This window comes from Embleya sp. NBC_00888, assembly GCF_045207655.1.
Lineage (GTDB): Bacteria > Actinomycetota > Actinomycetes > Streptomycetales > Streptomycetaceae > Embleya.
In genome coordinates, this window is sequence record NZ_CP108785.1 from 2,508,260 (window position 1) to 2,529,594 (window position 21,335).

At 72.4% G+C, this 21,335-nt stretch carries 25 protein-coding genes; 13 read left to right on the forward strand and 12 right to left on the reverse strand.

All coding sequences use genetic code 11. The features are described from left to right. Nucleotides 1–37: 37 nt before the first annotated feature. The gene (locus tag OG948_RS45255) at nt 38–1,459 is read right to left on the reverse strand and encodes an MFS transporter (protein WP_331770839.1); all 1,422 of its coding nucleotides are present in this window, start codon (nt 1,457–1,459) and stop codon (nt 38–40) included. Between the two features lie 116 nt (nt 1,460–1,575). On the opposite strand from OG948_RS45255, the gene OG948_RS45260 reads away from it, so the two are divergent. From OG948_RS45260 to OG948_RS45280, 5 genes are all read left to right on the forward strand, one after another. Further along, nucleotides 1,576–2,145, forward strand: coding sequence for a TetR/AcrR family transcriptional regulator (locus OG948_RS45260; RefSeq protein WP_331770840.1), 570 nt, complete (start codon nt 1,576–1,578; stop codon nt 2,143–2,145). Nucleotides 2,146–2,237: 92 nt separating this feature from the next. After that, on the forward strand, nt 2,238–2,840 hold the full coding sequence (locus OG948_RS45265) for an XRE family transcriptional regulator (protein WP_331770841.1): 603 nt from the start codon (nt 2,238–2,240) through the stop codon (nt 2,838–2,840). A gap of 124 nt (nt 2,841–2,964) precedes the next feature. After that, on the forward strand, nt 2,965–3,543 hold the full coding sequence (locus OG948_RS45270) for a GNAT family N-acetyltransferase (RefSeq protein ID WP_331770842.1): 579 nt from the start codon (nt 2,965–2,967) through the stop codon (nt 3,541–3,543). Between the two features lie 205 nt (nt 3,544–3,748). Then, nucleotides 3,749–4,465 carry a hypothetical protein gene (locus OG948_RS45275; RefSeq protein WP_406300626.1) on the forward strand — a complete coding sequence of 239 codons (717 nt, stop codon included), beginning with the start codon at nt 3,749–3,751 and terminating at the stop codon, nt 4,463–4,465. Nucleotides 4,466–4,589: 124 nt separating this feature from the next. Continuing rightward, nucleotides 4,590–5,231: a hypothetical protein gene (locus tag OG948_RS45280; RefSeq protein ID WP_331770844.1), complete on the forward strand. Its 642-nt coding sequence runs from the start codon at nt 4,590–4,592 to the stop codon at nt 5,229–5,231. Nucleotides 5,232–5,278: 47 nt separating this feature from the next. On the opposite strand, the gene OG948_RS45285 is transcribed toward OG948_RS45280, so the two are convergent. The 3 genes from OG948_RS45285 to OG948_RS45295 all read right to left on the reverse strand — a co-directional run bounded on the left by OG948_RS45285 (nt 5,279) and on the right by OG948_RS45295 (nt 7,306). Beyond that, nucleotides 5,279–6,145, reverse strand: coding sequence for an NmrA family NAD(P)-binding protein (locus tag OG948_RS45285; RefSeq protein WP_331770845.1), 867 nt, complete (start codon nt 6,143–6,145; stop codon nt 5,279–5,281). Between the two features lie 59 nt (nt 6,146–6,204). Continuing rightward, nucleotides 6,205–6,669 carry a hypothetical protein gene (locus OG948_RS45290; protein ID WP_331770846.1) on the reverse strand — a complete coding sequence of 155 codons (465 nt, stop codon included), beginning with the start codon at nt 6,667–6,669 and terminating at the stop codon, nt 6,205–6,207. A gap of 133 nt (nt 6,670–6,802) precedes the next feature. Then, nucleotides 6,803–7,306, reverse strand: coding sequence for a MarR family transcriptional regulator (locus OG948_RS45295; RefSeq protein WP_331770847.1), 504 nt, complete (start codon nt 7,304–7,306; stop codon nt 6,803–6,805). Between the two features lie 275 nt (nt 7,307–7,581). Here OG948_RS45295 and OG948_RS45300 point away from each other — a divergent pair, with 275 nt between their 5' ends. Together OG948_RS45300 and OG948_RS45305 are read left to right on the forward strand one after the other, a co-directional pair. Next, entirely contained in the window at nt 7,582–8,031 is a 450-nt protein-coding gene (locus OG948_RS45300) for a DUF4267 domain-containing protein (protein WP_331770848.1), read from the forward strand. Nucleotides 8,032–8,552: 521 nt separating this feature from the next. Further along, nucleotides 8,553–8,939 carry a BlaI/MecI/CopY family transcriptional regulator gene (locus OG948_RS45305; protein WP_331770849.1) on the forward strand — a complete coding sequence of 129 codons (387 nt, stop codon included), beginning with the start codon at nt 8,553–8,555 and terminating at the stop codon, nt 8,937–8,939. Nucleotides 8,940–9,226: 287 nt separating this feature from the next. On the opposite strand, the gene OG948_RS45310 is transcribed toward OG948_RS45305, so the two are convergent. Then, nucleotides 9,227–9,742: an ATP-binding protein gene (locus OG948_RS45310; protein WP_331770850.1), complete on the reverse strand. Its 516-nt coding sequence runs from the start codon at nt 9,740–9,742 to the stop codon at nt 9,227–9,229. Nucleotides 9,743–9,923: 181 nt separating this feature from the next. Between OG948_RS45310 and OG948_RS45315 the strand changes: the two genes are divergently transcribed. The 5 genes from OG948_RS45315 (at nt 9,924) to OG948_RS45335 (ending at nt 13,906) form a co-directional block, all read left to right on the forward strand. Beyond that, complete coding sequence (locus OG948_RS45315) at nt 9,924–10,124, forward strand: DUF1918 domain-containing protein (protein ID WP_331770851.1); 201 nt, start codon at nt 9,924–9,926, stop codon at nt 10,122–10,124. A gap of 65 nt (nt 10,125–10,189) precedes the next feature. Further along, entirely contained in the window at nt 10,190–10,651 is a 462-nt protein-coding gene (locus OG948_RS45320) for a universal stress protein (RefSeq protein WP_331770852.1), read from the forward strand. Between the two features lie 108 nt (nt 10,652–10,759). Beyond that, the gene (locus OG948_RS45325; RefSeq protein ID WP_331770853.1) at nt 10,760–11,632 is read left to right on the forward strand and encodes an arginase family protein; all 873 of its coding nucleotides are present in this window, start codon (nt 10,760–10,762) and stop codon (nt 11,630–11,632) included. Nucleotides 11,633–11,796: 164 nt separating this feature from the next. After that, nucleotides 11,797–12,576 (forward strand): VOC family protein, encoded by a 780-nt coding sequence (locus tag OG948_RS45330; RefSeq protein WP_331770854.1) that lies wholly within the window; start codon nt 11,797–11,799, stop codon nt 12,574–12,576. Nucleotides 12,577–12,772: 196 nt separating this feature from the next. After that, on the forward strand, nt 12,773–13,906 hold the full coding sequence (locus tag OG948_RS45335) for a PP2C family protein-serine/threonine phosphatase (RefSeq protein WP_331770855.1): 1,134 nt from the start codon (nt 12,773–12,775) through the stop codon (nt 13,904–13,906). Between the two features lie 105 nt (nt 13,907–14,011). Here OG948_RS45335 and OG948_RS45340 read toward each other — a convergent pair whose 3' ends face one another. Beyond that, on the reverse strand, nt 14,012–14,704 hold the full coding sequence (locus tag OG948_RS45340; protein WP_331770856.1) for an RraA family protein: 693 nt from the start codon (nt 14,702–14,704) through the stop codon (nt 14,012–14,014). Nucleotides 14,705–14,779: 75 nt separating this feature from the next. Further along, nucleotides 14,780–15,532: a TetR/AcrR family transcriptional regulator gene (locus OG948_RS45345; protein WP_331770857.1), complete on the reverse strand. Its 753-nt coding sequence runs from the start codon at nt 15,530–15,532 to the stop codon at nt 14,780–14,782. Between the two features lie 101 nt (nt 15,533–15,633). Here OG948_RS45345 and OG948_RS45350 point away from each other — a divergent pair, with 101 nt between their 5' ends. Beyond that, nucleotides 15,634–16,599 carry an alpha/beta hydrolase gene (locus OG948_RS45350; protein ID WP_331773516.1) on the forward strand — a complete coding sequence of 322 codons (966 nt, stop codon included), beginning with the start codon at nt 15,634–15,636 and terminating at the stop codon, nt 16,597–16,599. A 50-nt stretch (nt 16,600–16,649) separates the two neighbouring features. Here the strand turns inward: OG948_RS45350 and OG948_RS45355 are convergent, their stop codons facing one another. From OG948_RS45355 to OG948_RS45375, 5 genes are all read right to left on the reverse strand, one after another. Further along, nucleotides 16,650–17,318, reverse strand: coding sequence for a response regulator transcription factor (locus OG948_RS45355; protein ID WP_331770858.1), 669 nt, complete (start codon nt 17,316–17,318; stop codon nt 16,650–16,652). Nucleotide 17,319: 1 nt separating this feature from the next. Continuing rightward, a complete protein-coding gene (locus OG948_RS45360) occupies nt 17,320–18,531 on the reverse strand; it encodes a histidine kinase (RefSeq protein ID WP_331770859.1) in 1,212 nt (403 codons plus the stop codon). Beyond that, nucleotides 18,528–19,379, reverse strand: coding sequence for an ABC transporter permease (locus OG948_RS45365; RefSeq protein WP_331770860.1), 852 nt, complete (start codon nt 19,377–19,379; stop codon nt 18,528–18,530). Before OG948_RS45365 ends, OG948_RS45360 begins: the two co-directional genes overlap by 4 nt. Beyond that, nucleotides 19,379–20,344 carry an ATP-binding cassette domain-containing protein gene (locus OG948_RS45370; RefSeq protein WP_331770861.1) on the reverse strand — a complete coding sequence of 322 codons (966 nt, stop codon included), beginning with the start codon at nt 20,342–20,344 and terminating at the stop codon, nt 19,379–19,381. The genes OG948_RS45365 and OG948_RS45370 overlap by 1 nt, the downstream gene beginning before the upstream one ends. Before the next feature lie 198 nt (nt 20,345–20,542). Then, entirely contained in the window at nt 20,543–21,226 is a 684-nt protein-coding gene (locus OG948_RS45375; protein ID WP_406300627.1) for a TetR/AcrR family transcriptional regulator, read from the reverse strand. Nucleotides 21,227–21,335 lie beyond the last annotated feature (109 nt).

Sequence of the window (21,335 nt, forward strand, 5' to 3'; positions counted from 1 at the left end):
CGACCTCGTGGTCGGCGTCGTCGTGGACGGTCCGCGCCTATCGCTTGCCGGCCGGCGAAGTGCCGGACCGCGTCGAGGAGTCCGGGCCGGCCGGCGCCGGCGCGTGTCCGGCCCGGGCGGGTGTGGGCGGCAGGAACCGGACCAGCACCACCACCGCGAGGGCGACCACGATCAGGTAGATCAGCCCGTGTTCGAACGCCTGGGCCACGGTGGCGCCGGAGTCGCCGTAGAACACGACTCCGACAATGCCGATTCCCAGCGCGCCGCCGACCTGTTGGGTCGTGGTGAGCGCCCCGGCCGCGGACCCGGCGTGCCTGGGCTCGACCCTGGCCAGCACGGTACCCATGATCGGCGCGAGGACCAGTCCCATCCCGACGCCGTCGACCACCAGAATCGGGATCAGCCAACCGATCGCGGCGTCCCGGGTCACCGCGACCAGGAGCAGGGTCAGGCCGACCGCCCGGGTAAGACCGCCGGCGGCGATCACCTGCCGCCCCCACCGGGCGACCAGGGCCGGCGCGATCCCGGACGCCGCCAGGTAGCCCAGGCCCATCGGGACGAAGATCAGTCCGGCCTCCAACGAGTCCAGGCCACGGCCCTGTTGGGCGTAGACGGCGAAGATCAGGAAGTAGGCGCCCATCCCCATCGTGTACGCGAGCTGGGTGAACAGCCCTACGGTGAAGGCCCGTTCGCGGAAGAGCGCGACGTCGATCAGCGGCGATTCGTGCCGCCGGCGGGAGTATCCGGCCAGGAGTGCGGCGGCGAGCGCGAAGGACAGCCAGGTCCACAGCGGCCAACCCTGCTCGCGGCCCTCGATCAGCGGCAGCAGCAACGCCACCAGCGCGGTGGTGACCATGGCGGCACCGCCGAGGTCGAGTCGGGTGGCGCCCTCGACCCGGCTCTCCGGGACCATCCGGCGGCCGAGCGCGAGCACCACGACGCCGATCGGGGCGTTGATCAGGAAGCAGACCCGCCAGCCGAGGCCGAACAGATCGGCCTGGATCAGCGCGCCGCCGATCAGTTGGCCGAACACCGCGGCCAGGCCCATGGTCAGCGCGTACGCGTTCACCGCCCTGGCCTGCGCGGGTCCGCTGTAGGTGGTGCGCAGGATCGCCAGCACCTGCGGGCCGAGCAGCGCGGCCGACAGGCCCTGGGCGATGCGGGCGCCGATCAGCGTGCCGACGTCCGGAGCCAGGCCGCACGCGATCGAGGCGAGGGTGAACAGGGCCAGACCGATCTCGAACATGCGACGGCGCCCGTGAATGTCGCCGAGCCGGCCGCCGAGGACCAGGCCGGAACCGTACGCGAGGCCGTATCCGGCCACGACCCACTCGATCGCGGCGGTGCCCGCGTGCAGGTCGCGCTGGGTCGTGGGGATGGCCACGTTGACGATGAAGAAGTCGAGGATCGTGACGAAGACGCCGGTCAGCACGATGGGCAGGGTTCCCCTGCGGGGCATGGAAGCTCCCGGGTTCGGGTGGAAGGGACGACAACAAGTAGATAGAACAGTCGGTCTACACAGGACATTAGATAGACTGATTGATCTACCTGTCAACGCCATGTGAGGATGCGATCGTGACCACGCCCCGACCCGGCCCGCGCGAACGCCTGCTCGACGCCGCCCGCGACCTCACCTACGAGCACGGCGTACACGTCGGCGTCGACGCGATCCTCAAGAAGGCGGACGTGGCCCGCCGCTCGCTGTACCAACACTTCGGCGGCAAGGACGAGTTGATCGCCGAGGTGCTGCGCACGACGCGGACCCAGGAGCGCTACCGCGGCGTGCTGGAGGCGGCCGGCGACGATCCGCGCGCCCGAGTCCTGGCGTTGTTCGACGAGTTGGACCGGATCACCGGCGAATCGACCTTCCACGGCTGCCGACACACCGCGGCCGAATTCACCCTCACCGACCCGGCGCACCCCGCGCACCCGGTGGTTCGCGCGTACAAGGACGATCTGCACGCGATCTTCGCCGCCGAACTGACCCGCATCGAGCACCCCGACCCGCCCTTCGGCGCCGACCAGCTCCTGGTCCTCATCGACGGCGTCCTGGCCCACGCCCTCACCCGCCCGCACGCCCGCCCGGCCCTGGCCGCCAAGGCCCTGGCCGGCCTCATCCTGAACGCCGAGGGCACCGCTCGATAGCCGGCGCGAAGACCCCGCGGAAGCAGCGCGGGCCCAGCACCGGAGCGGTCGGGGCTCGCGCTGATTCTCATATTCGGGATATCGTCTCGAATATGAGAAGGAGCGATGGTGGGGACGCCACGTCGCCGGCACGCACACCCGAGCAGGTCGAGGCCCGGTTGGCCGAGCGATTGGCGGAGTTGCGCGGCGAGCAGGGGTGGTCGTTGGACGAGCTGGCACGGCGTACGGAGGTGAGCCGGTCCACGCTGTCCCGGTTGGAGCGGGCCGAGATCAGCCCCACCGCGGCGCTGCTCGGCCGGTTGTGCGCGGCGTACGAACGAACCATGTCGCAGGTGCTGGCCGAGGTGGAGTCCGAGCCGCCACAACTGGTCCGGGCCGGGCGCCAGGAGGTGTGGGAGGACCGGGCCTCGGGGTTCACCCGGCGGTCGGTGTCGCCGCCGCACCCGGGACTGCGCGGCGAGGTCGTCGAGGGCGTCCTGCGACCCGGCGCGGACATCGCCTACGACGAGCCGCCCGTACCGGGACTGGAGCAGCACATCTGGGTCCTCGACGGCGTCCTGGAGGTGACCACGGGCGGTCGTACGCACGAGGTGCGCACCGGGGACTGCCTGCGCTTTCGGCTGTGGGGCCGCTCGCGCTTCCGCTGCCCGGGATCCGATCCGGTGCGCTATGCCCTCCTGATCGTCCTGCCGTGACGCGTGCCGCCGGAACTCGCCTCGCCGACCCGTCCCGCCGGCTCGTCCCGCCGGCTCGTCCTGCCGGCTCGTCCTGCCGGAACTCGTCCTGTCGGAAATCGTCCTGCCGTAACGGAGACCCACGGTGCACACCATCACCCGCCTGACCGCCGACGACTTCGGAAACAGCGTGGCGGAGCTGGCCGACCTCCTCGCGGACGTCGTGGCCGACGGCTCCTCCCTCGGCTTCGTCGCCCCCTTCGACAACCGCGCGGCGGCGACGTGGTGGCTGGACCGGGCACCCGCCGTCGCCGACGGCAGCCTGCACGTCTGGATGGCGCACGGCGCGTCCGGCGTCGTCGGTACGATCGGCCTGGCCCTGGAACGCAAGCCCAACGGCCGACACCGTGCCGAGGTGGTCAAGCTCATGGTGCACCGCGACGCGCGCGGCCACGGCCTCGGTCGGGCCCTGCTGGCCACCGCCGAACAGGCCGCCGCGCATGCCGGAGCCACCCTCCTGCTCCTGGACACCGAGGCCGAGAGCACCGCCGACCACCTCTATCGCCGGGCCGGCTGGACCCGCTACGGCGTGGTCCCCGAGTACGCGGCCACCCCGGTCGGCACGCTCCGGGACTGCACCTTCTACTACAAACAGCTCCCCCGTCCCACCGTTCCCACCGTTCCCGCCGGCGACCCGCTCCGACCCGGCGCCCCGATCACCTGACGCCCATCGCACAGGCGACGGGCGCGGGATGGGGCCGGCACCAGTGTCCGCGCTGGGGGTAGCCGGATTCTGCGTGCGGGTCGACTTCCCTACCTTCGAGGGGACTCAGTCGTGCGTACCGATCAAGGGGACGATCGTTGTGGATCGCAAGAGGAATCGTGGATGGGCCTGGACCGCCGCCTGTGCCGGGCTCGCACTCGGTGCCGTGGGACTGTCCGCCGCACCCTCCCTCGCCGACGGGCGGGCGGCACCTCGGGCGGCGCCCGCCTCGGCCGCCGCGCCGCTGCCCACCTTCGACTTCACCGACTGCCCCGCCCTGCCCGCAGGCGCCGACCCGGACAAGTGGCGCTGCGAAGTACACGTCGCCACCGGCGGCATGCAGCTCGGCGGGCTCACCGTGCCGCTGCGTCCGATGACCATCACGCACGCGGAGGGTCCGCTGCCGGACGGCTCGACCGGACAGGTCTTCGGCGCGATGCACGCGACGCCCAGCCCGGCGACCGGCGGCCTGCTCGACATCCCCGGACTGCCCGAGCGCGCGCCGATGCTCGGGGTGAACGTCGAGACGAAGTACGGCGGTTGGTTCGACTTCCTCTCGCACGGCACCTCGGCCGGCGGTCTGGACGTGACCCTCGCCCTGAGCGGTCCGCTACTGCCCGAGGATTGCTCGATCGGCACCGCCGAGCACCCGATCCGGCTGACCATGATGCGCAAGGGCCCCAACGAATGGATCTCCAAGGACCCGCCCATCCTCAAGGGCACCCTGTGGGACGACACCGTCGCGATTCCCGCCGCGACCGACTGCGGCCCGCTCGGCGCCGTCCTCGACCACCGCAACAACCTGCCCTCGCCCGCCGGCGCGAACTCGGTCACGCTGGACGGCCTGTACACGTTCAAGACCTACACCCAACTGGGTCGCTGACAACCGCCGCCACCCCCGGCGGCCCTCGCGAAGAGGCATAGCCTGATGTCCGATTCCGCGACCGGGACGCGACAACGTTCCCGGCCGCGGCACCGGCCATCCCGCGACGGGCCGAGGGGAGCAGATGGATCTGGCGGCGCAGTATCGAGGTCTGTACCACGCGGCCCTGTTCACCGCCGAGTGCGCCGAGGACGCGTACGGCCTCGGCGCACTGGACTCCGTACTCGAGCCGTGGCTTCGCCGGCAGCTTGAATCCCGTGAACACAGCCTGAGTTATTGCGACAGCCGGATGGATCTCGCCGACGCGGTCGAGGGCCTGGCCGCCATCGCGCCCCGCTACGCGGAACTGCGCCGCGACCTGTTCGGGGACATGCACCACATCGGCCGGCCGGTGCCGACCTGGCGCGTGGTCGGCCCCACGCTCACCGTTCTGGCACCGCTCCAGGTGTGGCGACGACGGCCCGCCTACGCACTGCGACTGCGCGACCCGGGCACGGCCGCGGGCGGCGCCCAGACCTGGGACTTCATCGTCTTCGCCCGCGCCGGCGACCCCCGCGAACCGGGCACGGTCCACACCGCGATGCTCTTCCCCGACACCGACACCGGTACCGGACAACGCACCGTGCAGGTCACCAAACAGCTCGAAGACCGACGCGAGGACTACGAGCAACTCACGTACGCGTTCCAGTCCTTGAGCGGCAACGTGCACTTCGCCGCCCTGTGCGACCCCGACCGAGGGCAGAACCCGCCGCCGGACAGCGTCTGACCCCGGTCTCGGCACGGACAGCGGTATCGCGCCCGGCGACGCGTCGGTCAGCGAAAGCGCTCGATGTTCTCGCCGAGGAAGGCCTCCAGCGTCCGGGGCGATCGGCCGAGCAGGCTCGCGACCGTGTCGGTGGGTTCCTCCGGCCGGGTCACGGCCAGTCGCTGGATCTCCACCACGTGGTCGGCGAGCCAGGCCGGCAGGCCGGCGCGTTCGATCAATTGGTCGCGCATGACCCGGGGCGGCAGGTCGACGTAGCGGATCGGCCGACCCAGCAGGAGCCCGAGCAGTTCGACGAGTTGCGGGTGGCTGAAGGTTCGACTCCCGGTGAGGGTGTAGGTCCGCCCGGCGAGTTCGGGGCGGGTCAGCACCTCGGCGGCCACGTCCGCGATGTCGCGACAGTCGACGTAGTTGCAGGCCGCGTCCCCCATCGCCCCGTGGACGACGCCCTGAGCGGCGACCGCCGGTGCGAGGGTGAGCAGTTTCTGCATGAACGCGTACGGGCGCAGCACGGTGTGCGACAGTCCGGAGTCACGCAGCGTCTCCTCGATGGCGTGGTGCCATCGGGAGACGGCGACCGGGGAGTCCGCGGTCGCGGCCGGAGCGGAGAGTTTGACGACGTGTTCGATGCCGACGGCCGCGGCGGCGTGGATGGCGCGGATCTCCAGCGCGGGTTGCTCGGGGCTGTTCGCCATGGCCAGGAACAGTCGACTCGCACCCTGGAAGGCATCGCGCAACGATTGCGGGTCGCCCGCGTCGGCCGCTCGGGCCTCGACGAGACGGCGCGCCGCGTGGTCGAGGCCCGCCCACAGCCGTTCGGGGTCGCGGCTGAGCGCCCGGCTCGGTATGCCGAGGGTGACGAGGCGGTGCAGGAGGGCGCTTCCGGTGGCGCCGGTGGCGCCCATGACGACGATCATGTGTTCTGTCTTTCCCGGTCGGTGGTGGTGCGGGGGTTCAGGCGGGGTTTGCGGATGCGCTACGGGCCCGGTCGCCGCTGTTTCGACGCCCCGCGCCAGCGCCACGTGATGATGGTGGTGGCCAGGGCCGCCGAGATGGGGAGGTCCAGACGGAGGCGGTCGGGCCACGAGCCGTGGTGCGGGATGATCCGCTCCGGTATGTGGCCGGCGACGAACCAGCCGACCAGGCCCGCGAGAGTGGCGACCGCGACGGCCAGGACGACGGTCGGGACCAGGCGCGGCGTCGTGGTCAGCCAGGAGCGCCTCGCGCCGCGGCGCCGAAGCCGGCCGCCGACCAGCGCGGCCACGATCGCCGAGGTGCCCGCGATCGACGTGCAGGCCGCGATGGTCAGGTCGCGCTGCCCGGTGGCCACGCCGCCGGCGCCGGCGGTCAGTGCGGGGGCGAGGTAGGCGACGAGCACCTCACGCCACAGCGTGAACGGCGGCGGGCCGGAGCCCGGGGCGGACGAACGGCCTTGTCCCATACAGTTTTCGGTCTCCGTTTCAGGCATTTGATTAGCTCCCTAACTATATGGTCGAACAAAAGCCGTCCCGACGGCGCGTCGCACGGACGCGACACGCCGGGACGGCGTCGAACAGGGATGCCTCGCGGCCCCGCTACTCCCGCGTCAGCGCCGGGATGCCACGAACGAGACGACCGAGCAACTCCAGGAAGACGGTGCGCTCCTCGGGATCGAGCGCGCCGACCATCTCCTGGAGTCGACCGAAGTGCTCCGGGGCCAGGTCACGCATCTTCCGCGCCCCTCGGGCGGTCAACACGGCCACGGCGGAGCGCCCGTCCTCGGCGGAGGGTCGGCGAAGCACCAACCCTTCCCGTTCCAGACCGCCGAGCAGGCCCGTCACGGTGGCCCGGGACACCCCGAGCACGTCCGCCAGGCCCGAAGGGGACATCTCCCCGTCGGCGTCCTCCAGGGCCGCCAGCAGCCGATATCGCCCCGCGGACAGGCCGAACCTGGAGAAGTGCACCTCGACCGCCTGGCCGAGCCGCGCCCCCGCCGCCATCAAACGCACGGCGACCAGCACGGCCTGCGGGTCGACATCGAGCCCGTAGCGTCGGATCTGGTACGCCGCCTGGTCGAGCGTGGGGGTTTCCTCAGGCATCGATTCACGTTCCACGACAACTAATATGGCCCCTAACTACTTCCCGGTCAAGCCACGCGGTCGTGCGTGTGCCGGGTGCCCCCCGAGTGGTCCTCGGGTGGCCCCCGGGTGGCGCCCGGGTGGCGCCCGGGTGCTCGACGCGTTCCAAGTCGCCTCCATGTGCCTTCCAGGAGTCCCCGGCGAGAGTTCTTCCAGGCAAACGAAGACCGCCTCCCGGGGTGCGGGTTCGCTCACGAACCGCTCGACCGGGACCATCACTTCATTCGGGAGATCTCATGAACGTCAGGAACCTCACCACCACCCTCGCCGCTCTCGGTGGCCTGTTCATCCTCTACATCGGGCTCGCCTACCTGATCGTCCCGCAGTCCACCGCGTCCGGGTTCGGCCTGCCGAGTTGGCCCGAGCACGAGGGCACCGCGTTCCTGGCCGTCAAGGGTGTGCGTGACCTGGGCTCCGGGCTCGTCGTCTTCGCGCTGCTGCTGACCGGCCACCGGCGGGCACTGGGCTGGGCGCTGCTCGCCATCTCCTTCGTGCCCGCCGGCGACATGGTCGTCGTGCTGAGCAACGACGGTTCGGCGGCGAAGGCTCTCGGCATCCACGGTCTCACCGCCGCCCTGGTCGCGCTGACCGCCGGCCTGCTGCTGCGTGAGCGCCCCGCCCCGGCGACCTCGCCCGCTCCCTCCTCCCCCGTCGAGAGCCGGATCCCGGTCCCGGCCGCGCGTTGATCCACCGGGCCGAGCCCCCGAGACGCCGACCCGAACCCCCAAGCCCGAGCCCCCAAGCCCGAGGCACCGAAGCCCGAACCACCCGGCCGCCCGCCCCCACCCGCTCAGTCGGTGGGAGCGAGGCGGCCGGTGCGCATCGGCAGCCTGGTCGGTCCGAAGTCGTCGTCGGCGGCGCGCACGCCGATCTCCACGATCGCGTCGCGGCGCACGCGCACGTGGAACGGGTTTCCGCCGGGACACGCGAGGTGTCCCGGTTGTCGGACGTGAAGGTCTGCGCGTACTCGCCGGCGCCGAGGAACCTTCGGGAACACCGATCCTTGGCCACGTCGGCGGGCCCGACGCCCGCTCCCGTCGATGGCCGCGCCTTGGCACCCGGTATCCGCGAATTGGCTTGAAACAGCGCAACATTCGCGACTAGGGGCAAGCCGGGGGCATCGATCCGCGCCCGCGAACAGGTACCGTCGGGATCCGCAGCCGACCGGGAGCCGGGTATCCCCGGACACGGAGGACGGAGGGACGCGGTGGACGAGTCGCCCCGGGTGCAAGGGGAGTTGCAGGCGGAGATCATGTCCGTGTTGTGGCGGATCGAGGCCGGTACCGTCGAGCGCATCCGCGCCGAGTTGGCCGAGCCCTCGCGTGGCGCCTACACGACCGTGCAGACCGTGTGCAATCGGCTGGCCGAGCGCGGCCTGTTGGCCAGGGCCCGGGAGGGGCAGGCGTTCGTGTACCGGCCGACCGTGACCGAGGCCGACTACGTCTCCTCCTCGGTGAGTTCGGCGCTCGCCGCGGCGTCCGCGCCGGCCCGACGGGTGGCCCTCGCCCAACTCGTCGGCGGACTGGAGGTATCGGAGCTGGAGGACCTGCGCGAACTCGCCCGCCGGATCGAGCACGAGCGCGGCGGGCGATGAGCACATTCGCCGTCCGGGCCGCGCCGTCGGGCACGTCGATCACGACGGGCCGACGCCGAGCGCGGCCCTGATCGGCACCGCGCACTTCGGCACCGCCCCGGTCCGGTGTCACATCAGCGGCACGTGCCCCCATCCGCCGCGTTCGCGCACCGACGGCCGAACGCGCCGCAGACCGTCACCCGAGCGGGCCCGCCCCGCGCCCCGGGCATTCGGGCGAACGTGAACCCGCGTGGCGGGCGGTCACCCGAAGGGGCGCGAACCCGCGTCGCCGCCGACCGCGTGCTCGGTCAGGTCGACCGCGCGCCGTCGACACGCGCGATGGTCGCCCACACCAGCAGCTCTCCCGCCAGCGGCCTACTCCCCCACTCCACGGCCAACGCCTCGACCAGGCGCAGACCTCGGCCGCACTCGCTGCCCCACACCGACTCGCTCGGCTCCGGCGCCTCGGCCGGTTCGGGCCACCCGATCGGCGTGACCGATCCGTTGGACCGCGCCAGGCGCCTGGGTCGGGCATGCCGGTTGCGCACCGCCAGGTGTATGTGCGCATCGTCCATCCGCACGTCCAGGTCCATCGTCGGCCCGCTGCCGTAGCGGACCGCGTTGCTCAGCAGCTCGCACGCGACCAGTTGTGCGCTGTGCACGTCGTCCTCGTGCACGTGCCACCGGCGCAGGGCCGCGACCAGCACGCGCCGGGCCCGGGGCACCTCGGCGGGGACCGCGTCGAACACCGCCCCGCCCTGGATCGGCGCCGGGTGCCCCCGGTCCGCCGGGGTAACCGGCCCGCCGCCCGCAAACCGCGCCATCGCACACGTCCCCTCACCCGGCCGAGCAACTCCTACGCACTGTAGGAGAGATCGAGCCGGGACTCCAGCCGTCGACGGGGACCCGCGGCCGAGCGCTACTCACCCACAGTGATCATCCTGTTACCATCTGAGTATTCCGCTGTCCCACCGCATGCCATCCACCCCAGAGGAGCCAGTCGACATGCACGCCACCAAGGGTGATCGCCTTCTCATCCACGGCCGAGTCGTCGGCCAGGAAGACCACTTCGTGGAGATCATCGAGGTCCTGGGCCCCGACGGCACGCCTCCGTTTCGGGTGCGGGCCGCCAACGGGCACGAAACGATCATGTCGCCGGGTCCGGACTCGGTGGTCGAGCACCGCAAGGCCGGCGACTCCGACTAGCGAGTCGGCCACCCGGCAGCCGCGCCCGGCCCGCCCGTGCCCACGCCTCCCGAGGAGGATCACCGGTGACCAGCCCCGCGCCGCCGCCGGCGTTCGAGCTCGGTACGGACGGGCCCCGTGCCGTACTGGTCGGCGTGGACGGCTCCCGAACCTCCCTCCGCGCCGCCGACTACGCACTGGGCCAGGCCCGACGCGGCGGCGCGGAACTGGTCGGCGTCTACGTACGCGCGCCGCTCGGGCTCGCCGCCACCACGCCCGAGGGCGCCGAGGTGATGGAGCACGCGCACGAGGACACGATGCGCGACATCGCGGACTACATCGCCCGACGGGCCGCCGAACTGCGGGTACGGCACCGCTTCGTCGAGGCACGCGGCGACGTCGCGCACGAGATCGCCAAGGTCGCCGACGAGGTACGCGCCGACGCGGTCGTGGTCGGTGCCTCCGAACGCTTCGGCCACCGCCTGATCGGCTCCCTGGCCATCCGCCTGGTCCGCTCGGCCCGCTGGCCGGTCACCGTCATCCCCTGAACCGCACACCCGGGGCCCGAGATCCGCACGGGACGGCCGGCGCGTTCACCCGGCCCACATCGGACAAATCCCTGGACAGGCCACGACCACCCTGCAACTATATGCCGCATGGAGCATATCTATTCGGCGCTACCGCTCGAACACATGCTGGTGGTCCCGCAATGGCAGGGTTCGAGCGCCGTCGACGCGCGCCGCCTCGTCGCGGGAGCCCACTGGTTGAGCGCGCTGCTGCCCGCCGTACGACGCACCTTCGTGAGCGTCGACCCGAACCCGGCGCCCGATCGGGACGGCGTGCGGCAACTCGACGTGCTGGCCCGCACGTTGGCCGCGAGCAGGCAGGCGCTGGAAGGGTGGGGCGAGGCGGCCCTGTTCACCGTGGGCGGCGACTGCGGTGTCGAACTCGCCCCGATCGCCCACGCCGTGGGCCGGCACGGCGATCGCCTGGCGGTGGTGTGGTTCGACGCCCATCCGGACCTGAACACCCCCGACACCTCGCCCTCCGGCGGCTTCCACGGCATGGTGCTGCGCACCGTGCTCGGCCAGGGGCCCGCCGCCCTGCTTCCTCCGCCCGGACAACGGCTCTCCGCCGAGCGGCTCGTGCTCGCCGGTGTGCGGTCCATCGATCCCGCCGAGCAGCGGTTCATCGACTCCGCGCGGATCCGCCGGGTGTCCGTCGACCGCCTCGACGAGCCGAGCGCACTGGTCGCCGCCGTGGCCGAGACCGGGGCCACGCACGTCTACATCCACATCGATCTCGACGTCCTGGATCCCGAACAGTTCACCGCGCTGTCCTTCCCGGAGCCCGAGGGCCTGTCGCCCGCGCGGCTGCGCGCGGCGCTGTGCGCGCTGACCGACGCGTTCGCGCTCGCCGGACTCGGCATCACCGAGCACGCGCCGGCGCCCGGAACCGAGGCGGACGGCGATCCGGCCGGCAACGACCGCGTGCTCAAGGAGATCTTCGCCGGCGTGTCCGTGGGATGACGAGCGTCGGCTCGCTCACTCCTTCGGCGCAGCACGGCGAATCCGCCCTTCCCGGACCCGCGCGTTCGCGAGCCTCGCACCGGCTTCCGGACCAGACTTGACACATCCGAACCACACGTGTCAATCGGGCCGAAACGGGTCCGATGGTCCGATGAAGGAGCGACATGCTCAGCACCGACTACGTGACCGGCGCGCCGAACTGGCTCGACCTCGGCAGCCCCGACACCAGCGCGGCGGCCGCCTTCTACACCGCCGTCCTCGGCTGGGACTTCCAGTCCGCCGGACCCGACGCCGGCGGCTACGGCCTGTTCACGCAGGACGGCAAGACCATCGGCGGGATCGGCCCGCTCACCGAGGAGGGCGCCTCGTCCGCCTGGACCGTCTACTTCAAGACGCCCGACGCCGACGCCACCGCCCGGGCCGCGAAGCAGGCCGGCGGCACGGTCCGGGTGGAGCCGTTCGACGTCATGGAGATGGGTCGGATGTCGCCGCTCACCGACCCGGCCGGCGCCGAGTTCGCCATCTGGCAATCCGGCGCGTTCCAGGGCTCGGAGCTGGTGGGCAAGCCGAACTCGCTGTCGTGGGTCGAACTGCACGGCGTCGAGCTCGGCGTGGCGACCTCCTTCTACGGCGGGCTGTTCGGCTGGCGTGCACAGGACTTCGAGATGCCCGGGATGACGTACACCGTGCTGTCCACGGCCGAGGGCGAGCAGCAGGACGCCTCCTTCGGTGGCGTCGTTCCGGACTCGAACGGCCAGGACCCGCACTGGATCGCCTACTTCGAGGTCGCCGACGCCGACGACATCGTCGCCAAGGCGCGGCAGCACGGCGGAACGGTGCTCATGCCCGCCGCCGACGTCCCGCAGGTGGGCCGCCTCGCGTGGCTGGCCGACCCGTTCGGCGCCCCCTTCGCCATCATCCGGAGCGAACCGCAGGCCGGGTAGTTCGCGGGCGTCCCGACGCCGCGCCCGGGAGCCGGTGCGCCGTTCCGGTCGCGGCGCCGGGCCCGGCGCTCGCGGACCGGACACCGGGTCCGTTCGGGCGCGCGCCGTCCGTCGCGTCCGTTCGGGCTGCTTCACCTGTTCGGCGGGCGCTGCGCGGCGACACGGCGCCACCTCGCCGGCGATCATGGACGCAACGATGAACAGCCTGGCACCGCCGCGGGTGGCCGGGTCGGCGACCCGGTCGCTGCTCCGGCAGGTCGCCCTGCCCGTGGGAATTCTCGTCGTGGTCACGGTGGTGGACCTGGCCACCGGAACCTCGACGGTCTACTACCCGTTCCTGCTCCTCGCGCCGACCCTCGCCGCCGCCACCGCGCCGCCGGTGGCGATCCTGGTCATCGGCGGCGTCTCGCTGCCGTTGCGCTACTGGTTGGCCGCCAACGACGGGTACCTCGGTCCGGAGTACAGCGACCTCTTCGAGGTCAGTACGTGGATGTACGCCATGGCGACCGCGCTGGCCATGTACCTGTCCGCCGCCCGGATCCGCCACGAGCGAGCCCTGGTCGCCGTCTCCGAGGTGGCCGTCGCCGCGCAGCGCGCGATCCTGCTGCCGCCGAGCGACAACCTGGGCGGTCTGCGCCTGGCGGTGCGCTATTTCGCGGTGGCCGAGGAGGCCGAACTCGGCGGCGACCTCTACATCGCGCTGGACACGCCGTTCGGGGTGCGGCTGATCATCGGCGATGTGCTCGGCAAGGGCCTGGGGGCGGTCCGGACGGCCGCGATCACGATCGGCGCGTTTCGCGAAGCCGCCTACGACGAACCCGAACTGAGCACGGTGGCCCGCCGCATCGACGTCAGCGTGACCAGGAACGCGCCCGCGGACCGGTTCGTCACCGCGCTCCTGGTCGAGGTCCGTCCCGATCGGGTGGCCTTCGCCCACCGCGGCCACGAGGAGCCGGTGACGATCCGCGCGGACGGCAGTGTGCATGTGCTCGAACCCCCCGATCCCGGTCTGCCGTTGGGCCTGGGCGACCTGGAGCCGGAGCCGCCCCCCGTGTGGGTGGTGCCGTTTCACGAGGGCGATCTGCTGCTCTTGATGACCGACGGGTTCGCGGACGCGCGCGACGCGACGGGCGGGCACTATCCGCTGGTCGCGCGGATCCGGGCACTGTTCGGCGAGGGACGTCTGGAGGACGCCGATCCGGTGGCCGCGGTGGAACGGCTGGGCGACGACCTGATGCGGCATGTCGGTCTCCTGGGGCTCACCGACGACGCGCTGGTCTTGGCGCTCGCCAGGGCGACCGACCCGCCGGAACCGCACCACGCGCCGTGAGTTCGGCGCGACGGTGTGCGCGTCCGCGGTCGAGATCACCGGATCCCGCCGGTGGGCGCGCGCCGCGCCTGTCGACCCCGGGCGCCCCGCCGCACGCCCGACGGCCTACTCCTCGATCGCCCCACCCGTGCGGCGCAGGTGTTGCCGGAACGTGTACGACGGGTCGACCGCGCGGCGGGCCAGATAGTCGTCGAAGGTCGTCTGTCGGCGCAGTGTCTCGCCGGCCCGGATCCGGCGGGCCTGTTCGCGCTCGGTGTCGCGGATCCGATGGGCCGTCGCGAGCACCTCGTCGGCCCGATCGGCGGCGACGAACAGCACGCCGTCCTCGTCGCCGAACACCAGGTCGTCGGTGCTCACCAGGTGCGTCCCGAACCGGGCCGTGCTCAGCGCCTCGGGTTCACGCTCGTCCAACCGCACCGGTCCGGGCGGGAAGGCGCCGTAGCTGAACACCGGCAGGCCGATCTCCACCAGTTCCGGCGTATCGCGATGCAGCCCCCACACCACCAGGGCCGCCACCCCCGCCGTCTCGGCCTCCAGGACCGCGAGGTCGCCGACGCACGCCTCGTCCGAGCGGCCGCCGTTGTCGATCACCAGCACGTCGCCCGGCTCGGCCCCGCCGAACGCCTCCAGGAACACGTCCACGCTGCCGTAGTGCCGAACCGGCAACACCCGCCCGGCGACGCGGTGTCCGGGCGCGACCGCGCCGATGCCCGGTGGCGCCACGCGCAGCGGTACGCCGTGGCGCACGCACGCGTCGGCCACCAGCGGCGTGGACAGGTCGGCGAAGATCTCGGGCATGGGCGTTCTCCGTGGCTCGGCGTCGTCCCGACCCGGGAGCGGCGCGCGCGGATGCGGCGGCACAGCGCTGCGATGCTATCCGCGCCCGCTCGCACGCGTCGATGTCCCGGCCCGGCCGGTGTCCTCGGGGTGCAGGAGGCCGATCAGGACTCGGGTGACCAGCCGCTCGAAGAGCGGTTCCGCCGGCTCCTCGTCCGCGCCGGGAGGCGTCCCGGTCAGCACGGCGGACAGGTGCGGGTGGCGGCCCGCCCCGACCACGTGGGCGAGGTATTCGGCCTGGGCCCGCTGCCACTGCGCCATGGTCTTCCCGGCCAGGCGTTGTTCGATCTCGGCGCGGGTCAGCGCGGCGACGACGGCGTTGAGGATGCCGACGGCCTCCAGCTTGACCCGAGGGCCGACCGGGAGATCGGCGAGTGCGGCCATGGCGTGGTCCAGGTAGTCGACCGCGTGCGGTCCCATCGACGTCCGCGACGCACCGGCCTCCGACAGCCACGGGTGGGCGAGGTGCACGCGCCGGCTCTCCCGGGCCAGCGCGAGCAGGTCGTCGAGCCAGTGCCCGCCGCCGAGTCCGGCGTAGGAGATCTCGCCGTTGACCCGGTCGGTCATCAACTCCAGGAGTTCGTCGCGCGTGGCCACGTACCGGTAGAGGGACGCCGGGCCCGCGCCCAGGGCGAGCGCCACCGCGCGCATCGTGACCGCCGCGAGCCCTTCCGCATCGGCCAGGGCGACGCCGGCCGAGGCGATCCGGTCCCGGTCGTACTCCGGCGCCGGACCGCGGGCGGCGCGCTCGGGGCGTAGCCAGATGCTGCGCGCGGACTGCTCGGTCACGGACTCCCCTTTTCTGCGAACGACGTATGCAGTAGCTTAGTGAACAGAAACTGCGAACATTGATCGCAGTAAGCACGTCGAAGGGAATCGCCATGCCCGACCTGCAGTGGACGCCGACTCGTCACGCCCGCAACGGCGCGGTGGAGGTGGCCTACGACCGGCTCGAAGGCACGCAGGGCGAACCGTTGTTGCTGATCATGGGCCTGGCCACGGCCCGGTTCTGGTGGCCGGCCGGGCTGTGCGAGGCGTTCGCCGCGGCCGGTTTCGCCGTCGCCCGCTACGACCAGCGCGACGCCGGCGAATCCACCCGACTGCCGGAGACCGCCACCGGCAATCCGTTCCGGGCGCTGTTCGGCAGGCGCGGCGAGGCCTACACGTCCGAGGACATGGTCGACGACGCCGTCGCCGTACTGGACGCCCTCGGCTGGCAGCGCGCGCACGTGTTCGGCCACTCGCTGGGCGGGGTGATCGCGCAGCGGATCGCACTGCGGCACCCGGATCGGGTGCTCGGCGTCACCTCCTCGGCCGCGCTGCCCAGCGACGTGTCCGGCCTGCGCGTGTTGCGTTACCTGCGCCCGGGTCTGCTCGCCCGGCTCGCCCGGGCGAAGTTCCCACCGGGACGCGAGGGCGACATCGAGGCCGCGCTCACCGTGTGGCGCGGCATCGCCTCGCCCGGTTACCCGTTCGACGAGGACGCGGCCCGCGCGTGGGTCGAGGCCGACGTGGACAGCGGCCCGCGCGACAAGAAGGCGCAGAGCCGGCAGATCGGCGCCCAGTGGCACGGCCCGAAGCTGCGCGAGTTGCGCCGGCCGACGCTGGTCCTGCACGGCGAACAGGATCCGCTGCTGCGCGTGCACGCGGCCAGGGTCACCGCGCACACGGTGCCGGGCGCCCGCCTGGTGACCTTTCCGGGCGTCGGCCACGACCTGCCCGCCGCCCTGTGGCCGACCGTCGCCGACGAGGTGCGCGACCTCGCGTCGATCGCACGGATCCGACCGTTCACCGGGGGCGAGGGCGGTTCGCCGGCACCGGCCGAGATGCCGGCCACCGGCGGCACGCTGCACTAGTGGATCGCCGGCGCCGCGCGGGACGTGCCCGACCCGCGCGGCGCCGGATCTCACAGCGGTTGCACCAGGCGGCTCTCGTACGCGACCACCACCGCCTGCACGCGGTCGCGGACGCCGAGTTTGGCCAGCACCCGGCTCACATGGGTCTTGATCGTGGCGTCCGACAGATGCAGTCGGGCGGCGATCTCCGCGTTGGACAGGCCGCGGGCGACCTCGATCAGCACCCCGCGTTCGCGCTCGGTCAACTGCGCCAGCCGGGGATCCTCGGCGCCGGGCGCGAGATCGTGCTGCGGCAGCCGGTGCGCGAACGTCTCCAACAGGCGGCGGGTGACGCGGGGCGCGACCACCGCGTCGCCCGCCGCCACCGAGCGGATCGCGCCCAGCAGTTCGGCGGGCAGCGCGTTCTTGAGCAGGAACCCGGAGGCGCCCGCGCGCAGTCCGGCGAAGGCGTACTCGTCCAGGTCGAACGTGGTCAGGATGAGCACCTTGGTCGCGGGGCAACGCTCGGTGATCAGCCGGGTCGCCTCGATGCCGTCCATGCCGGGCATGCGCACGTCCATCAACACCACGTCCGGGCGCACCGACTCGGCCAGCCGGACCGCGTCCTCGCCGCAGTCGGCCTCGCCGGCCAGGGTCATGTCGTCCTGGGCGTCCAGAACCATCGTGAACGCCATCCGCAGCAGCGGCTGGTCGTCCACCACCAGTACGTCGATGGCCACGTCAGGATCCTCCCGGATCGTTCAGGTGCAACAGCGCCGACACTCGCCAGCCGCCCCCGGGCAACGGCCCGGCCTCCACATCGCCACCGTAGACGGCGGCTCGTTCCCGCATGCCGGCCAGTCCCCGCCCGCCGCGCGGTTCCTCCCCGTCGCCGACGTCGCGCGCGCGGGGGCGGCCGTCGTCGACCACGCTCAGCTCCAGCCGCTCGGGCGAACTCCGAACCCGGATGCGCGCGTTCGCGCCGGGCTGGGCGTGCTTGAGGGTGTTGGTCAGCGCCTCCTGGGCGAGCCGGTACACCGCCAGTTGCGCGCCCGCCGGCACGTCGCGGGTGTCGCCCTGCACGGTGAGCGTGGTCGGCAGTCCCGCCGCGCGCACCTGTTCGGCCAACGCGCCCAGCCGGGCCAGGTCCGGCTGCGGGTGCCGGGCGGCGTCGGGTTCGTCCTCGTGCAGCACGCCCAGGAAGCGGCGCATCTCGGTGAGCGCCTGCCGACCCGTGCCGGAGACCTGCTCCATCGCGGCGGCCGAGCGGTCCGGTCTGCTGTGCACGGTCATCGTGGCGGCGTCCGCGAGCGCCACCATCACCGACAGGTTGTGCGTGACGATGTCGTGCATCTCGCGGGCGATCCGCGCGCGTTCGGCCGCCACCGCGAGTTCGGCCTGCTGTTCCTGGTCACGTTCCAGACGTTGCGCGCGCTCTTCCAGGGCCAGCAGGTAGCGCCGCCGGGTGCGCAGGTTGGCGCCGAGCACCGCCGCCGTGACGGCCATCGCGCTGAGCCCGACGAACGCGCCGAACCGGTACCCGTCCACGGTCCAGCGGGCGACGGCGAGCACGATGCCGATCTCGACCACGGCGAGCGCGTACAGGGTGCGCCGCCGGTCACAGGTCGCGGCCACGGTGTACAGCGCGATCAGCAGGCTCGCGTCCGCGCCCGTCTTCGCGTCGATCGACCACTGCCCCAGCGCCGCGGCCGAGATCACCACGAACACCGCGACCGGGGCCCGGCGGCGCAGCGCGAGCGGCAGGGTCAGCACCACCCCCATCGCCCCCCACGGGGACAGCCGCAGCACGTTGCCGGCCTCGAAGAGGAACAGCAGGGCGAGCGAGAGCGTGGCGTCGGCCCGGATCGGATGCCGGCGGGTGAAGGCCACCACCCGTGCCGGTACGGCGGCGAGCGCGTGCTCGCCGCCGAACCGTGCCGGAATCGTGGTCACGTGTCGCGCCGCCCGAGCAGCACCGCCGCCACCGCGAGCGCGCCCACCGCGTACAGCGCGAACACCGTGATGCCCGCTCCCGGGGACAGCACGCCCTCCGTCTGGTGCCACCGGCTGAGCGCCTGACCGGCCTCGCTGGGCAGGTACTTGGTGATGCGCTCCTGCCAGTCGGAGGGCAGCGCGCGGACCACCTCGGGCAGGACCAGCAGCAGTCCGAACACGATCGCTATGCCGCCGGCGGCGTTGCGCACGATCGCGCCGATCCCGATCGCCAGGACACCGGTGACGGCGAGGTAGACCGCGACACCCACGACCACGCGCGGCACGCCCGAGTCGCCGAGCGAGACGTCGATGTGCTCCTTCGCCAGCACCGCCTGTCCGGTCACGAACGCGACCAGGCAGGTGGCGAGCATCAGCACGAAGGTGACCGTCGCGAACACCGCGGTCTTGGCCCACAACACCGGAAGCCGATGCGGTACGGCGGACATGGTGGCCCGGATCGAGCCGGTGGCGTACTCGCCGGTGACCACCAGGACACCGAGTACGCCGATCGCCAGTTGGGCCAGGTACAACCCGGTCAGGCTCGCGTTGGGTGCGGAGAATCGCTCCCGCTCGCCGGTGCTCATGTTCGGCCAGCGGTCGACCGTGCCCGAGGTGACCAACAGGCCCAGCGCGATCACCAGGAAGACGGCGGTGGCCAGCACCCACAGGGTCGAGCGCAGGCTGCGCAGTTTGATCCACTCGGCGTGGAGCACCCGCACGAAGGTGATCCGGCCGCGGCCGGCGGCCGTGGAGACGAATCGGGGGACGCCGGTGGTGTCGCCGGCGATGGTCGTGGTGGTCGACATCAGGCCACCTCGTCCTTGCGGCGGCGGCCCGTGCCGGTCGTCCGCGTCGGGCCGGGTCCGCCCGCGGCCACCCGATACTCGACCGCGTCCCGGGTCGATTCCATGAACGCCTCCTCCAGTGAAGCCTGTTGCGGGACCAGTTCGAACAGGGTGATGCCGTGTGCCGCGGCGACCCGGCCGATGTCGTCGCTGGACACCCCGGACACCTCCAGGACGTCCCGCTCGTGGCCGCTGATCCGCACCCGCGGGCCGAACAGCAGCGCGCGCAGCCGGTCGGCGTCGGGTGTCCGGACCCGGACCTGGTCGGGCGCGGCGTTGTGGATGAACTCGGCGACCGAGACGTCGGCGATCAGCCGGCCCCGGCCGACCACGATCAGGTGCTCGGCGGTGAGCGCCATCTCGCTCATCAGGTGCGAGGACAGGAAGACCGTGCGGCCCTCGGCGGCCAGCGACTTGAGCAGCGTGCGGATCCACAACACGCCCTCGGGGTCCAGCCCGTTGACCGGCTCGTCCAGCACCAGCGTGGCCGGATCGCCGAGCAGCGCGGTGGCGATGCCCAGGCGCTGACCCATGCCCAGCGAGAAGCCGCCGACCCGCTTGCGGGCCACCTCGTCCAGGCCGACCATCTCGATCACCTCGCGCACCCGGCGGGTGGGGATGCCGGTGGTGGCGGCCATCGACAGCAGGTGGTTGTACGCCGAGCGCCCGGTGTGCACCGCCTTGGCCTCCAGCAGCGCACCGACCTCGTGCAGCGGGGCGCGATGGTCGGCGTAGCGGCGGCCGTTGACGGTGACCGTGCCGGAGGTGGGGTGGTCCAGGCCCAGGATCATCCGCATCGTGGTGGACTTGCCGGCGCCGTTGGGGCCCAGGAAGCCGGTGACCACGCCGGGGCGGACGGTGAAGGTCAGTCCCTCGACGGCGGTCTTGGGCCCGTAGCGCTTGGTGAGTGCGTCGGCTTTGATCATCGCTGCCGTCTCCGTGGCTCCGGTGCTTGGGCGCCTCCGCGTGGAGGGCCGCCGGGCGGGTGCCCGAGCTGCCCTCAACGCTAGCCGGCGGCCGGGCCCGCGACGATCGCCGTGGGGGCGAACCCGGGAGCGCCGGTTGTGCGCCCCCAGGGTGAACGGGTCCGTCGCTGGGATGACCCGACGGGTGCCCGCCGTCGGCTACTCCGGGGGCCCGCTCGCGCGCTGGAGGGCCAGGGCCGCCGCCGGGGGCTGCCACGCCGGTTCCAGGCGGGCGATGGTGACGAACGTGTCCAGGAGCAGCATCACCAGCAGCTGGTGTACCACCTCGCGCTCCGGTTCCCGGCGGGCGAGCCAGTCCAGGGTGACCCCCTCGACGCAGTACAACCAGCCGATCAGCGCGGCGCGCGCGATCGGCGACAGGTCGGACCGACCGTAGGCGCCCTCGGCGAGTGAGGTGAGCATCTCCTCGCGGACACGTTCGCGGATGGTGAGCACGTCGGTGTCGAAGCCGACCCCGCCGCTGACCACCGTGCGGTAGGCGGCCTCGTTGCCCTGGGCGAAGCGCAGGTAGCCGTCCAGGACGTTGCGCAGCCGATCGGCCGCGGGCTGGTCGGCGTCGCTGCGGGCGCGGGCGACCAGGTCGGCGACCGAGTCCTCGATCACCGCGAGGTAGTAGCCGCGCTTGTTCCGGAAGTAGTAGTAGAGCAGGCCCTTGGCCACGTTGGCGCGGGCCGCGATCTCGTCCACGGACAGCGCGTCGTAGGAGGTATTGGCGAACAACTGCCGTCCGATGGCCACGAGTTCGGCTCGGCGCGCCTGCGAGCGTTCGGAGTCGGGCGGGGTCCGGCGACCCTGCGGTCGGGGGCGTTGACTTTGATTCAAAACGGCGCCTAGTCTCGATCGCGACAGGGTGTGTGCACGGGTCGACGGCGACGCGGCGGGGGCGGTTCCGCTCCATGTCGCTCGTCCACGGCAAGAGTACCGGCGATGA